This window comes from Chryseobacterium sp. 27AL (assembly GCF_057815395.1).
In genome coordinates this window covers 1,243,618-1,256,720 of record NZ_JBYRIW010000001.1, presented here as the reverse complement: position 1 = coordinate 1,256,720, position 13,103 = coordinate 1,243,618, and the positions used below count along the sequence as shown (strand labels likewise).

The 13,103-nt window shown below is 37.6% G+C and carries 16 protein-coding genes; 13 read left to right on the top strand and 3 right to left on the bottom strand.

Features of this window, described 5'->3' with window-relative positions; all coding sequences use genetic code 11:
* The first annotated feature begins 2 nt into the window (after positions 1–2).
* Positions 3–1,673 (top strand): gliding motility-associated ABC transporter substrate-binding protein GldG, encoded by a 1,671-nt coding sequence (gene gldG / locus AC3WV0_RS05460; RefSeq protein WP_488844656.1) that lies wholly within the window; start codon positions 3–5, stop codon positions 1,671–1,673.
* Between the two features lie 37 nt (positions 1,674–1,710).
* On the opposite strand, the gene AC3WV0_RS05455 is transcribed toward gldG, so the two are convergent.
* From AC3WV0_RS05455 to AC3WV0_RS05445, 3 genes are read right to left on the bottom strand one after another with little or no spacing between them, the layout of a single operon-like run.
* Positions 1,711–2,028, bottom strand: coding sequence for a type II toxin-antitoxin system RelE/ParE family toxin (locus AC3WV0_RS05455; RefSeq protein ID WP_488844654.1), 318 nt, complete (start codon positions 2,026–2,028; stop codon positions 1,711–1,713).
* 3 nt (positions 2,029–2,031) lie between these two features.
* Positions 2,032–2,271: a hypothetical protein gene (locus AC3WV0_RS05450; RefSeq protein WP_488844652.1), complete on the bottom strand. Its 240-nt coding sequence runs from the start codon at positions 2,269–2,271 to the stop codon at positions 2,032–2,034.
* A 58-nt stretch (positions 2,272–2,329) separates the two neighbouring features.
* Complete coding sequence (locus AC3WV0_RS05445; protein ID WP_488844650.1) at positions 2,330–3,244, bottom strand: helix-turn-helix domain-containing protein; 915 nt, start codon at positions 3,242–3,244, stop codon at positions 2,330–2,332.
* A 222-nt stretch (positions 3,245–3,466) separates the two neighbouring features.
* Here AC3WV0_RS05445 and AC3WV0_RS05440 point away from each other — a divergent pair, with 222 nt between their 5' ends.
* The 12 genes from AC3WV0_RS05440 (at position 3,467) to AC3WV0_RS05385 (ending at position 13,043) form a co-directional block, all read left to right on the top strand.
* Positions 3,467–4,057, top strand: coding sequence for a Crp/Fnr family transcriptional regulator (locus AC3WV0_RS05440; protein WP_488844648.1), 591 nt, complete (start codon positions 3,467–3,469; stop codon positions 4,055–4,057).
* Between the two features lie 77 nt (positions 4,058–4,134).
* Complete coding sequence (locus AC3WV0_RS05435) at positions 4,135–4,539, top strand: VOC family protein (RefSeq protein WP_488844646.1); 405 nt, start codon at positions 4,135–4,137, stop codon at positions 4,537–4,539.
* A 29-nt stretch (positions 4,540–4,568) separates the two neighbouring features.
* Entirely contained in the window at positions 4,569–5,093 is a 525-nt protein-coding gene (locus AC3WV0_RS05430; RefSeq protein WP_488844644.1) for a DinB family protein, read from the top strand.
* A 246-nt stretch (positions 5,094–5,339) separates the two neighbouring features.
* Entirely contained in the window at positions 5,340–5,771 is a 432-nt protein-coding gene (locus AC3WV0_RS05425) for a VOC family protein (RefSeq protein WP_090002259.1), read from the top strand.
* A gap of 63 nt (positions 5,772–5,834) precedes the next feature.
* Positions 5,835–6,248, top strand: a complete 414-nt coding sequence (locus AC3WV0_RS05420; RefSeq protein WP_488844710.1) for an SRPBCC family protein — start codon at positions 5,835–5,837, stop codon at positions 6,246–6,248.
* A 16-nt stretch (positions 6,249–6,264) separates the two neighbouring features.
* Entirely contained in the window at positions 6,265–6,537 is a 273-nt protein-coding gene (locus AC3WV0_RS05415; RefSeq protein ID WP_488844642.1) for a helix-hairpin-helix domain-containing protein, read from the top strand.
* A 354-nt stretch (positions 6,538–6,891) separates the two neighbouring features.
* Positions 6,892–7,758 carry a VOC family protein gene (locus tag AC3WV0_RS05410; RefSeq protein WP_488844640.1) on the top strand — a complete coding sequence of 289 codons (867 nt, stop codon included), beginning with the start codon at positions 6,892–6,894 and terminating at the stop codon, positions 7,756–7,758.
* Positions 7,759–7,861: 103 nt separating this feature from the next.
* Positions 7,862–8,695 carry an SDR family oxidoreductase gene (locus AC3WV0_RS05405; RefSeq protein WP_488844638.1) on the top strand — a complete coding sequence of 278 codons (834 nt, stop codon included), beginning with the start codon at positions 7,862–7,864 and terminating at the stop codon, positions 8,693–8,695.
* 36 nt (positions 8,696–8,731) lie between these two features.
* Positions 8,732–9,160, top strand: a complete 429-nt coding sequence (locus tag AC3WV0_RS05400; RefSeq protein ID WP_488844637.1) for an SRPBCC family protein — start codon at positions 8,732–8,734, stop codon at positions 9,158–9,160.
* Between the two features lie 12 nt (positions 9,161–9,172).
* A complete protein-coding gene (locus AC3WV0_RS05395; RefSeq protein WP_488844635.1) occupies positions 9,173–9,619 on the top strand; it encodes an SRPBCC family protein in 447 nt (148 codons plus the stop codon).
* Positions 9,620–10,468: 849 nt separating this feature from the next.
* A complete protein-coding gene (locus tag AC3WV0_RS05390) occupies positions 10,469–10,927 on the top strand; it encodes a DoxX family protein (protein WP_488844633.1) in 459 nt (152 codons plus the stop codon).
* Between the two features lie 112 nt (positions 10,928–11,039).
* Positions 11,040–13,043 carry a S9 family peptidase gene (locus AC3WV0_RS05385; RefSeq protein ID WP_488844631.1) on the top strand — a complete coding sequence of 668 codons (2,004 nt, stop codon included), beginning with the start codon at positions 11,040–11,042 and terminating at the stop codon, positions 13,041–13,043.
* Positions 13,044–13,103 lie beyond the last annotated feature (60 nt).

Here is a 13,103-nt window from a genome sequence, read left to right as displayed (position 1 = left end):
TTATGAAGAAGATATCAATTAAGTCTCCGTTAGGAATTTTACTTTTCATCATATTGCCTTTGGTCATTATTCTTGCTGTTTCAGGAATCAGATTGGATTTAACCAAAGAAAAAAGATACACCCTTTCCGAAAATACAGTTAAAGTGTTGGAATCTGTCCATAAACCTTTAACCGTAGACGTTTATCTGGAAGGTGATTTTCCCGCAAGCTTCAAGCAGCTTCAGAGCGAAACAAAATTCATGCTCGAGGAATTCAGGAAAATAAATCCAAAGATTGATTTTAAATTCATCGACCCTATCAAAACCAAAATGTCGCAGGATACCCTGATGGCGATGGGAATGCAGCCTTCCGTGCTTCCGGATATCAAAGACGGAAAAGTTTCACAGATCATGCTTTTCCCTTATGCGGTGGTGAAGTACGATAAAAGAGGAGTTTCTATCCCATTGGTAGTGCAGCAAACGGGAATTGATGCCGATCAGCAGTTAACGAAATCAATTGAAAATTTAGAATACAATCTTGTTTCAAACATTAAAAATATTGCGGCAAGCAAAAGAAAGAAAATCGGAATTTTGGTCAATCAGGATGAATTGAATCCAAGGGAATTTGAGGGATTTATGCAATTGGCAACCGAAAGTTATGATGCCGGACCTATTATTCCTAAAAATCAGACGGAGCTTACGCTTGCTGATGTCCCGATGCTGAAACAGATGAGCGCTTTGGTGATTGCCAAACCAAGAAAAGCTTTTACCGACGGGGAAAAAGTGATTCTTGACCAGTACATCATGAATGGCGGAAAAACATTGTGGATGATCGACGCCGTAAACGCAGAAATGGATACGCTGATGAGGTCCAAAAAAGTAATGCCTTTCCCGGTAGACATCAATATGACTGATTTTTTCTTTAATTATGGAATCAGGATCAATCCGTCTCTGGTGAAGGATGTAAAGAAGTTTGCCTTGTTGAGATTAGTTACAGGAGAAGTAAGCGGAAATCCTCAGTACACCAGCCTTCCGTGGCCATATTTCCCGTTGGGAATTGCTGAAAATAACAATCCGATTACCAAAAATATTAATCCGGTAAAGTTTGAATTCCCGACTTCCATTGATACGTTGGGCGGAAGAAAAAATATTAAAACCAATGTTCTTTTTGAGTCGAGTGAAAGAACGTTGCTGAAGCAGGTTCCGAATTATGTAGATTTAAAGGAGATTTCCAGTGTCGACAGTCTTGGACAGATGGAAAAGCCAAGCACTCCGAAAATTTACGCTGTGGCTTTGGAAGGAAAATTTAATTCTGCCTATGCCTCAAGAATTGAAAGAAAATCGTACCCGAATTTTAAAACTTCAAGTCCTGAAAATAAAATGATCGTCATCGCCGACGGAGACGTAGGAAGAAACAAAGTGCTGAAAGGTGAGCCGCTTCCTTTAGGGGTAGATCTGCTGACCAACGAACAGTTTGGAAACGAACAGTTCCTGAGAAACGCACTCGACTATCTTCTGGACGACAGCAATCTGATGGAGCTGAGAAACCGAAACATCGAAGAAAGACTTCTTGACCGTCAAAGAATTACCGAAGAGAAAAGCAACTGGCAATGGTTTAATTTGCTTTTGCCATTAGCAATCATCGGACTTTTAGGAGGATTGTTCTTCTGGTTAAGGAAGAAGAAGTTTGGATAAAGGATATAGAAAAAGAGAAGTTTTTGGCTTCTCTTTTTTATTTAATATTTCGTTTATTATCGATCATTTTAATTGGATTCTGTCTCGTATCAAAGATATCATTGATTATGATATGGTTAGTCTCAATTTTATAAATAATTTTAAAATTCTTACTCAAAATATAACGATGTTGCTGATTTAGTTTTTCAAGATATAATTCAATTTGCCCGGATTCGGGATTTTGAATTAACTGTCTTGTTGAATTTAAAATCTGTTTTCTGATTTTATGTGCAACTTTTTTATTCGCTTTATCAGCATAGTATTCGAAAATAATCTTTAGATTTTCAATAGCAAAATTTGTCCATATAATTTTCATGGATTACCAATTAGCAGATAAATTTTCTAAATCATCCTGACTTTTGAATCTTCCGTTTTTGAAATCAACTTCGGATCTTTCTATACGGTTAATTAATTCCTCAACAGTAAAAGGAACAAATTCAGAATGATCTTCCTTTTCCACTTTAGATAAAATATATTCTTCGATTTTCTCAAAGAAACTCTCGTCCTGCAATTGAGCAAGATAAGTGATGAGGTTTAATTTTCTTGTTTGAATATCCATGACTGATATATTTAAATCAAAAGTACAAATAAATCTTTAAATAAGATACTTACATATCTCAATTAAACGCCCTCCTAAACTCCCCCGGCGACTGCTTCACCTTCTGCTTAAACAGCTTACTGAAAGACTGCGGATGCTCAAAACCAAGCTCATAAGCAATTTCACTTACGGAAAGATTGGTTGTGCTCAGACGTTCTTTAGCGAGATCGATCAGCTTATTCTGGATGTGCTGCTGTGTGTTTTGTTGCGTGTGAATGCGTAGTAAGCTTCCCAGATAATTGGGTGAAATATTCAGTTGTTCCGCGATGAATTTTACGGAAGGAATCCCTTTTTCCAGCAGGTTTCCGTTATTGAAGTGCTGTGAAAGAACATCCTCAAACTTCTCCAGCAATTCGTGGCTGGATTTCTTGCGGGTGAAGAACTGCCGCTCATAAAAGCGTTCGGCGTAGATCAGGAACAGCTCGAGCTGGGCGACAATCAGTTCTTGGGTGAATTTATCCGTATTATTCTGGTACTCTTTTTCAATATTTTTAAAAAGATCAACGATAATTTTTTCTTCCTTATCCGAGAGAAAAAGCGCTTCATTGATCTGGTAACTGAAAAACTCGTACGATTTTATTTTCTTGATCAGCGAAGTTCCCCAAAGGAAATCAGGGTGAATGAGCAACAGATATCCCGTTGGTTCCACTTCCACATCAGGTTTCATTTCAAGGCTCAGAAACTGAAGCGGCGAAACAAAGCAAAGTACCCCCGAATCAAAATCATATTCCTGCTGGCCATAATTGAATTTGGCATTGACATTCCTTTTCAGGCCGACCGAATAGAAATTCTGGATCCACTTGAGTTCTGTGTCATTGACAGGATATTTTACCTTGCTGTAATCAATAAGGCTGATCAAGGGATGTTCCGGGTTGGGAAGATTACAGAACGCATGAAATTCTGAAAGTGAATTAAATCTAAATGTCTGTTTCATAACGCTAAATTATTAATTATTTCCCATCGTGTTATATTAAACCAGTTGAAAAAAGTTCCAATCTCACGTTAGTATGAGCGCTGTCATCCTGAGCCTGCCGAAGGATCTCATTATAAAAGCCATTATTAAAGGAACTCTATAACTGTTTCAACAAAATATAAAAATTCTCTTCACCAGTTCCCATAAAAATTCTATTTTTAAAACCAATAAAAACATTGTCTGATGATCAGTAAAGCCCTGGAAATTTGCTATGAATTCCCGTTTTTCTTACCTGAAGAGCTTCAGGAAATTTTTAATGCTCATGAGAAGATTACTTTTCATAAAGGTGATTTTATTCTCAAAGAAGAAAAAACGGCCAATGAATATTATATCCTTGAAAAGGGTCTTGCCCGGTCATTTGTCAATGACTTTAACGGAAATGAGGTGACCACCAATTTTTTCGTAGACAATGAAATCATCATTGAAGTATCATCCCTGTTTCAGCGAATTCCTTCACAGGAAAATATTGTCTGCATTACCGACTGCGAATGTTGGAAGATGAATTTCGACACTTTTCAGGAACTGTTTCACAAAATCCCGAATCTCAGGGAATGGGGAAGGGCGTGGATGTCTCAGCAGCTTTTTATCGGAAAACAGCGTTCAGTAGAAATGTTTACCCTTTCCGCTACCAAACGTTATCTTAATCTTTTGGAGCAGAAACCTTACGTCATTCAATTTGCACCGCTGAAGCAGATTGCTTCCTATCTGGGCATTACAGATACTTCATTAAGCCGCATCCGTAAAGAGCTTGTCTCGCATCCCAGGAAAATTTAAATCTTGTCTTATGGCAAGTTGACTTTCATTGTAACTCGGTAATTTTGGTTAAAAGCTTAACATTAAAAAATTACAAAATGAAAGTCAATCAAATCTATGTCAATCTTCCGGTGAAAGATATTCAGAAGACAAAAGAATTCTGGATGAATCTGGGATTTTCTGTGAATGAACAGATTTCTGATGAAAGAACAGTTTGTATTATCCTGAGTGACAATATTTCTGTCATGTTTCTCACCGAAGATTTTTTCGAAACCTTTTCTGAAAGGCCAGTCCCAAAAGGCGATACGACGCAAGTTTTGGTAGCTATTGGTTTAGACAGCCGAGAAGAAGTTGACCAGGTAGTAAACGCCGCGGTAGCCAACGGCGCGACACAGCACGAAGAGGCCCAGGATCACGGCTGGATGTATCAGAATTCCTTCTGGGATATCAATGGTCATGGCTGGAATGCCATCTTTGCAGACCCTACCCAGATCCCTTCATAACTTTAATTCCAATTTAAATTCTAAAAATTATGGATACCCCAAAATCAAATAAACTTGATATCATTATTCCTGCATTTCGTGGTCACAGTCAAAGTTTTCTGATGCTGCTTGATGGAATTTCAGAGGAAGATGCTTTAAAAAGAATTGAAGACAGAACCAATCATATCATCTGGATGGCCGGGAATTTTCTTGATATGCGGTATGCTTTAGGCCATATTCTCGGACTTGAGGAAGAATTCGAATTCAAAGATTTTTTCTTTCAGGGAAAAGCATTGGATGAAAGTTTTAAATATCCCTCTTTACAACAGCTGAAAGATGCTTTCCACAAGATTTCACCACTTGTTTATCATAAACTTTTACAAGCATCGGATGAAGATTTAGACAAAGCTTTTCCAATGGGAATGAATATCGATTTCTTTCAGGAAACGGTTCTCAATTTTGTCGGAATGTGCATCGGCCGTGAAGATTACCTGTGCGGACAAATCGGACTCATGCGCAGAATCCTCGGTTATGAAGGAATGAAATACGATTTTGATAAAGATCTGAAATATTAAACAGTCCGGTTGAAAAAGGCATCGGGTGAAAGCCATCTTGTCTTTCGTACGAAGGAAAGTGTGTCCTTCGCCCGAAAGGTGGTGTGTCCTCCGCCCGAGTGTCATGGTGTCCTTCGCTCGAGTGTGGGTGTCGATACCGCACGATAGTCGAGGTGTTGACCGTACGATGGTGGGTAGGTTGACAGGCAACCTTCTATATATGAAATAAAATCTTGGATCATAAAATAATAATTAAAAATAAAAATCATGGCTAAATTAAATTCTTATTTAAACTTTGACGGAAAAGCGGAAGAAGCTTTCAATTTTTACAAATCTGTTTTCGGCGGCGAGTTTGTCGGGGAAATCTACAGAATGGGAAATGCTCCCGGAACCGAAAACTTATCGGAAGATGAGAAAAACAGGGTAATGCATATAGCGCTCCCCATTGGCAACGATCTTCTGATGGCTTCCGATATCGTTCCGAGTTTTGGGCAGACCCTTACGGTGGGAAATAATAATTATGTTTCCATTTTTCCGGATTCCAGGGAAGAGGCAGACCGGCTTTTTAAAGGACTTTCTGAAGGTGGAAATATAGAAATGCCGATCGAAGATCAGTTTTGGGGCGATTATTTCGGAAGTTTTCAGGATAAATATGGTATCCATTGGATGGTGAATTATAATGAAGAATACACAAAATAGTTTATCTTTAGGAAGTAAAAGATGGCAGAACGCTGTCCTTTTGTAACACCAAATAACATTTATATGGAACCTATCAGCATTGATATTACAATATTGGCACCCGTTCAAAAGGTGTGGGACTATTTCAACGGTCCCGAACATATTACCCAATGGAATTTTGCCAGTGATACCTGGGAATGCCCGTCTGCTGAAGTAGATTTAAAGCAAGGCGGTAAATTTAAAACGAGAATGCAGGCGAAAGACGGCAGCTTCGGATTTGATTTTGTTGGAATTTATGATGAAATAATTCCCGAAAGAAGCATTATCTATCATACGGAAGATCATAGAAAAGTGCAGGTCATCTTTGAGAAAATAGACGAAAACACCACAAAGGTGACAGAGATTTTCGATCCTGAAAAGCAAAATCCTGTGGAAATGCAACGGGATGGCTGGTACGCGATTCTCAATAATTTCCATAAATATGTCGAGAACCATTAAATAACATCTTTCCGTCATGATCAATCTGGTAATAATGGCAAAATGCCTTCACTCCGTTTGTGCAGTGAGTCATGCTGCGAAGGGAAGCTTTTTGCAGGGCATCATTCCTCTGCCGGCCAGAAGAGCTCTTGAAAAAGAAAAAATTGATTCCCTGGAAAAGCTTTCAGATTATTCTGAAGAAGAAATCCTACAGATGTGCAATGTCAATAAAAGCGCATTACAGAAGCTTAAATTGTATATGATGGAAAACGATATGTATTTTAAAAATAATGAGGGCCCGTATCCCTAATGACATTCAGGTAATCTTTGCAAAACTATGGTTCCACTATCATTTGCTGAGTGATTAGTTTATGCTGAGCCTGCCGAAGTACCCTTGCGAACGAAAAATCAACTGTTTAGATATCAAATAAAATCCTTGCGTCTTTTGCGTTAAAGAGAAAAAGCACAGGTTTTTATACTTTAGAATGCATTAAATGTTAAGCATCTATCATTTGCTGAATATAAACCGTAGGTTTACGAACGGAGTTCAGCCTTTGCGCCCGGAAATCAACATGATGATTTAAAAAAAAATTCTTTGCGCCATTGCGTTAAAAGAAATGCACAACAAATAGAACTATAATTATTATCATTTAAATTTAAAACGATGAACAACAATATCTTTCCATGCCTCTGGTATGATGAAAATGCTAAAGAATCCGCAGAATTTTACTGTAAAGTATTTAACGGAAACATCACGGCAGATACCCCTGTTGTGATGAATATAGAACTTTTCGGGCAAAAAATGATGCTGCTGAATGGCGGACCTCAGTTCAAAAAAAACGCTTCCGTTTCTTTCATGGTCATTTGCGAAACAGAAGAGGAAGTCGATAAATACTGGAATGAACTCATGGACGGCGGAATGGCTCTAATGCCGTTGGATTCTTATTCCTGGAGCAAAAAATACGGTTGGCTTAAGGACAAATATGATGTCACGTGGCAGATATTTCTGGGAGAAAACCAGACAGAACAGAAAATTATTCCCACACTCATGTTTATCCATGAAAACAACGGAAAAGCAATGCAGGCAATGGAACTTTATACCAACACCTTCCCGAATTCCAGAATTGGGAATATCCTGAAATACGGAGACGGAAGCGAAGGGCATCCTGCCACAGAAGATGCTGACCACATTCAGCATGCCCATTTTGTGATTGATAACTACAGCTTCTTCTGCATGGATAATTCTTATGACCACCAGTTTGATTTTAATGAAGCCATATCGATGGTGGTGATGACCGATGATCAGGAGCAGACCGACCATTATTGGAATACCTTAACTTCCAATGGAGGGAGAGAAAGCATGTGCGGCTGGCTGAAAGATCAGTTCGGATTCAGCTGGCAGATTGTTCCTAAAAGATTAATCCAGCTGATGAGTGATCCCGATCCAATGAAAGCACAGAAAGTCGTTCAGGCGATGATGAGGATGCAGAAAATTATTATAGAAGATCTGGAAAAGGCTTACCATTCTTAATAGGTGTTAAAGTTTTTTAAATATAATTCGTCCTTTTATCATATACCATATTTTTTCAGCTTCGGCTTGCTGTTTGATGATAATTAGAGAAAAAGATTTGCTTATGAAAACACAGAACAAGTCAGATTCTAAATCTAAAGTTCCTCAGGAAGGATTGTATCCCGAAATTATTCGTGAAAATTACAAAGGCAGTGAAAAGCTTTCAGGTAAAAAAGCTTTGATCTCAGGAGGTGACAGTGGTATCGGTCAGGCAGTGGCGGTACATTACGCCCGTGAAGGTGCTGAGGTTGCCATCATTTATAAAGAAAGTGATGACGATGCTAAAGAGACCCAAAGACTGGTAGAAAAAGAAGGTCAGAAATGTCTTTTGCTCAAAGGAGATATCTCAAAGAAAGATTTCCGGAAAAAATGCCTTCAGCAGATCAAAAAAGAATGGAAATCCCTGGATATCCTGGTCAATAACGCAGGAATACAGTTTCCTAAAGATGATATTGAAAATATTTCTGATGAACAGATTCAGGAGACTTTTAATACCAATATCATCTCGATGATTTCTTTCACCCGGGATGCTTTACAATTGATGGACAGCGGTTCCCGCATTATATGCACAACCTCTGTGACAGCCTACCGCGGCAGTGATCATTTGATCGATTATTCATCCACAAAAGGAGCCATCGCTACATTTATACGCTCTCTGGCCACGAACATCGCTGAAAAAAATATTTTGGTTAATGGAGTAGCTCCGGGCCCGATCTGGACACCTTTGGTAAAAGAAACTTTTGATGATGTTTCAGATTTCGGAAAAGACAATCCGATGAAAAGGGCAGGACAGCCTTCTGAAGTGGCTCCGGCCTACGTATTTCTGGCGTCACAGGATTCAAGTTTTATTACCGGAGAAATTATCCATATCAATGGAGGAGACTTTGTAGGCGGATAATATTTACACAGATTAACAGCTAGTTTTATATAAATTATGGAAAAATTGAATTTTGATATTGAGATCAATGCAGAGGCAATAAAGGTTTGGAGTGTCCTCTGGGATGACTTTTCTTTCAGACAGTGGACTTCAGCTTTTACGGAAGGATCTTTTTATCAGGGAAATTTAGAAGATGGAAGCATTATAAAATTTCTTGATGCCAAAAATAACGGAATGTACAGTGAAATTAAAACGCTTATTCCTAATGAAGAGATAACATTTCTTCATTTGGGAGAAATTTATGAAGGAATTGAAACGCCTCGTGACTGGGGCGACGCTACAGAGAAATATGTGCTTACTGAAAATGAAAACATCACTCATTTGCATGTAGAAATTAATACATCAGAAGAGTTCAGGTCGTTCTTTGAAGAAAAATTTCCGAATGCTCTGACGAACGTAAAACATCTTTCTGAAAACCAACTTTAAATCAATTCAACAATGGAAACTTTATCGTACGAAATGATCATTAATGCTCCCAAACAAAAAGTTTGGGACGTTTTGTGGAATGAAAATACTTACAGCGAATGGACACAGTTTTTCAGTCCGGGATCTGTCATGAAATCCGACTGGAAAGTGGGAGGGAAAACCTATTTTGTAAATGCAGAAGGAGAAGGAATGGTCTCTACTATTGACAGTATGGAGGAACCTGATCAGATTATATTCAAGCACCTGGGAATGGTGGACAAAGAAGGAAATGAAGATACCGAAAGCATGCAGGTAAAACAGTGGAGCGGCTGTTTTGAAAAGTATATTTTAATCGATTTTGGTGGAAAAACCAAGCTGCATGTTGAGGTGCAGACCGAGAAAGAATGGCAGGATCACATCAATACAGGCTTTACACAGGGATTAGAAGTAATTAAAAATCTTGCTGAAAGAGAGGTGTAGGAATTGAACTTAAATTTTATTTTCATCTTCATCTGCGGGATTTTTTTCGCTTGCAGATTTAGCGGATTTATTTTCGTATGCTGATCTGTATAAATCTGTTTATTCATTGGTTTAAAATTTAAACACATTAGAAAAATAAGATAGAGAAGAATGTTTTGAAAACACATAGAACATATGAGTTAAAAAAATCTTTGATTTTTATCTAATGTGCTCTAAAATATTTCGGCCTCTCAAAAAAATCTTCTGTGACTTATGTGTCATACAATCTGTTTATTTATTTAAAATTTAAACACATTAGAAAAATAAGGTAAAGAAGAATGCTTTGAAAACATATAGAACATATGAGTTTAAAAAAATCTTTGATTTTTATCTATGTGCTCTAAAATATTTCGGCCTATCAAAAAATTCTTCTGTGACTTATGTGTCATACAATCTGTTTATTTATTTAAAATTTAAACATATTAGAAAAATAAGATAGAGAAGAATGCTTTGAAAACATATAGAACATATGAGTTTAAAAAATCTTTGATTTTTATCTCATGTGCTCTAAAATATTTCGGCCTATCAAAAAATTCTTCTGTGACTTATGTGTCATACAATCTGTTTATTTATTTAAAATTTAAACACATTAGAAAAATAAGATAGAGAAGAATGTTTTGAAAACACATAGAACATATGAGTTGAAAAAATCTTTGATTTTTATCTAATGTGCTCTAAAATATTTCGGCCTCTCAAAAAAATCTTCTGTGACTTATGTGTCATATAATCTGTGTGGTGTATGGTTGGGAAATCTTAAAAGATCAAGCCAAATATTTTGCGTAATTTCCGTCATCTTAATACAAGTAAAATATGAAATTATTAACAATTCTTTTCGCCGGCTTTATTGTAGGATTACTAGCAACAAAAATTATCCAGGGTAACTGGAATTTTGTGTTTTCCGGAAATCTCGGAATGGCTGTTTTCATCATATTCACCGGCTTTTCGCACTTTAAATTTCAGAAAGGAATGGCGATGATGATTCCCGAGTTTATTCCCGGAAAAATGTTTTGGGTATACGCTACCGGAATAATAGAAATCGCGGCAGGAATTGGTTTGATGATACCTTCAATTCGTGAATTGACAGCGATCCTTCTAATTATTTTCTATGTTTTGGTTTTTATTGCCAACATCAATTCATCAAAGAAAAAGATCAACATTTTTAAAGCAGATCTTACCGGCCCGGGAATGGATTATCTTTATAAAGAAAGAATCCCGATGCAGATTATTTTAATTGCCTGGACCTGGTACTTCGGGATCTATTTGAATTAATACAGTGGAAAGTTTAGCTTTCCATTTTTTATATGCCATTCTACTCTTGAATGTAACAATTCTTATGATTAAAGCGTCTTATTCTATAGACATTTAATCCAAACCATGAAATATGAATATTAATGCTAAACTTTTCGGGATAACACAAATTGTAATATCCGCCGTAATGATGAATGCACAGACCAACACCACCAAATTGCCGGGAGATCCGACGCTGGTTTCCACAAAAGCAACCTTCGACCAATTAATTTCTTACGATAAAGGAAACTTCAAATATAAAGTGGAGGATTACTTTGCAAGACCAAAAGCTTCACAATTCAAAATTTCCCCGGACGGACAGTATCTTTCTTATAAGGAAAAAGACAAAGACAGTAAAAACCATGTCTATGTAAAAAACCTTAAAACAGGAGTAATCACTAAAGCGCTGGAAGAAAAAGACGATCTAATACGCAGCTACGGCTGGTTGGATAAAAAGAGACTCTATTACACCCAGGATCGCGGAGGCAATGAAAATACACATTTGTACGCCGCGGATGTAGACGGTAAAAATCTGAAGGACCTTACCCCTTTTGAAGGCATTACGTTAGGAAGCGTGAGGATTATCAAAGATACTCCGTTTGTTGTGGTAACGATGAACAAGAATAACAAGCAGATTTTTGAACCCTATAAAATCAACTTTAATACGGGAGAAATTACTCAGCTGTACGAAAACAAGGACGTTAACAGTCCGATTGATGATTATATATTTGATAAAGACGGAAACCTGCGCGGATATGTTGTTCTTGAAAACGGACTGACTTCAAAGCTTTATTATAAAGATCTGGAAACCGGAAAGTTCAACCTTCTGAAATCTACCGACTGGAAAGACAGCTTTTACATTATCAGCTTTAATGAAAATTCAAGAAATAAGAATGAAGCGTATGTTGAGACCAATCTTGACGGTGATAAATCAAGAATTGTTCTGTATGATTTAAAAAAAGATGCGGTCATTAAAGAAATATATTCCAATCCGACATATGACGTGAGCTCCATTAGTCTCGCAGGGAAAAACAGGAATTACGAACTGGATTACATCAGCTACAATGGGATCAAAAATGAAACGATTCCTGTAAGCAAATTTTATAAAGAAGTTCATGATAAACTGGCTTCAGAATTCGGTGAAAAACAATTCTATGTTGTTTCTTCGGATGATAAAGAAGACAAGCTTCTCGTGGTGGTAGACAGTGATAAACTGTACGGAAAGTATTATGAATACGATACCAAATCCAAAACGACCAAACTTCTCTTTGATCTTATGCCACAGCTTAAGGAAGAAGATATGGCTGAGATGCGTCCTATAGAGTTCAAAAGCAGGGACGGACTTACCATCCGAGGATATATCACTTTGCCTAAAGAAGCATTGCAGGGCAAAAAAGTTCCTTTAATCGTAAATCCTCACGGCGGACCACAGGGAATCCGTGATGACTGGGGCTTCAACCCGGAATCTCAGCTGTTTGCGAGCAGGGGATATGCCACATTACAGGTCAACTTTAGAATTTCCGGAGGTTATGGTAAAGAATTTCAGAAATCAGGTTACAAGCAAATCGGAAGAAAGGCGATGGATGATGTGGAAGACGGCGTAAAATACGCTATTGAGCAAGGCTGGATCGACAAAAATAAAGTGGCCATCTACGGTGGAAGCCACGGAGGCTACGCTACTTTGATGGGGCTGATCAAAACGCCGGATCTTTATTCCTGCGGGGTAGATTATGTCGGAGTATCCAATATTTTCACCTTTTTCGATTCTTTCCCGGAATACTGGAAGCCGTATAAAGAAATGGTAAAACAAATCTGGTACGATCTGGACAATCCGGAAGAAGCCAACATTGCCAAAGAAGTTTCGCCTGTTTTCCAGATTGATAAAATTAAAAAGCCTTTGTTTGTCGTTCAGGGAGCGAATGATCCGAGAGTAAATATCAACGAATCTGATCAGATCGTAAAAGCGCTAAGAGCGAAAGGCTTTGAAGTTCCTTATATGGTAAAATATGATGAAGGACATGGATTTGGGAAAGAACCGAACCGAATAGAATTTTACAAAACGATGATGGGCTTCTTTGCTAAAAACTTCAATCAGTAAATCCAATAATTTTTATAATTAATCCAACGGAAAGTCAGTCTGGCTTTCCGTTTTTTTTAG

Coding starts and splice junctions, on each gene's coding strand:
- gldG (WP_488844656.1), top strand. CDS start 3: ATGAAGAAGATATCAATTAAGTCTCCGTTAGGAATTTTACTTTTCATC.
- AC3WV0_RS05455 (WP_488844654.1), bottom strand. CDS start 2,028: ATGAAAATTATATGGACAAATTTTGCTATTGAAAATCTAAAGATTATT.
- AC3WV0_RS05450 (WP_488844652.1), bottom strand. CDS start 2,271: ATGGATATTCAAACAAGAAAATTAAACCTCATCACTTATCTTGCTCAA.
- AC3WV0_RS05445 (WP_488844650.1), bottom strand. CDS start 3,244: ATGAAACAGACATTTAGATTTAATTCACTTTCAGAATTTCATGCGTTC.
- AC3WV0_RS05440 (WP_488844648.1), top strand. CDS start 3,467: ATGATCAGTAAAGCCCTGGAAATTTGCTATGAATTCCCGTTTTTCTTA.
- AC3WV0_RS05435 (WP_488844646.1), top strand. CDS start 4,135: ATGAAAGTCAATCAAATCTATGTCAATCTTCCGGTGAAAGATATTCAG.
- AC3WV0_RS05430 (WP_488844644.1), top strand. CDS start 4,569: ATGGATACCCCAAAATCAAATAAACTTGATATCATTATTCCTGCATTT.
- AC3WV0_RS05425 (WP_090002259.1), top strand. CDS start 5,340: ATGGCTAAATTAAATTCTTATTTAAACTTTGACGGAAAAGCGGAAGAA.
- AC3WV0_RS05420 (WP_488844710.1), top strand. CDS start 5,835: ATGGAACCTATCAGCATTGATATTACAATATTGGCACCCGTTCAAAAG.
- AC3WV0_RS05415 (WP_488844642.1), top strand. CDS start 6,265: ATGATCAATCTGGTAATAATGGCAAAATGCCTTCACTCCGTTTGTGCA.
- AC3WV0_RS05410 (WP_488844640.1), top strand. CDS start 6,892: ATGAACAACAATATCTTTCCATGCCTCTGGTATGATGAAAATGCTAAA.
- AC3WV0_RS05405 (WP_488844638.1), top strand. CDS start 7,862: ATGAAAACACAGAACAAGTCAGATTCTAAATCTAAAGTTCCTCAGGAA.
- AC3WV0_RS05400 (WP_488844637.1), top strand. CDS start 8,732: ATGGAAAAATTGAATTTTGATATTGAGATCAATGCAGAGGCAATAAAG.
- AC3WV0_RS05395 (WP_488844635.1), top strand. CDS start 9,173: ATGGAAACTTTATCGTACGAAATGATCATTAATGCTCCCAAACAAAAA.
- AC3WV0_RS05390 (WP_488844633.1), top strand. CDS start 10,469: ATGAAATTATTAACAATTCTTTTCGCCGGCTTTATTGTAGGATTACTA.
- AC3WV0_RS05385 (WP_488844631.1), top strand. CDS start 11,040: ATGAATATTAATGCTAAACTTTTCGGGATAACACAAATTGTAATATCC.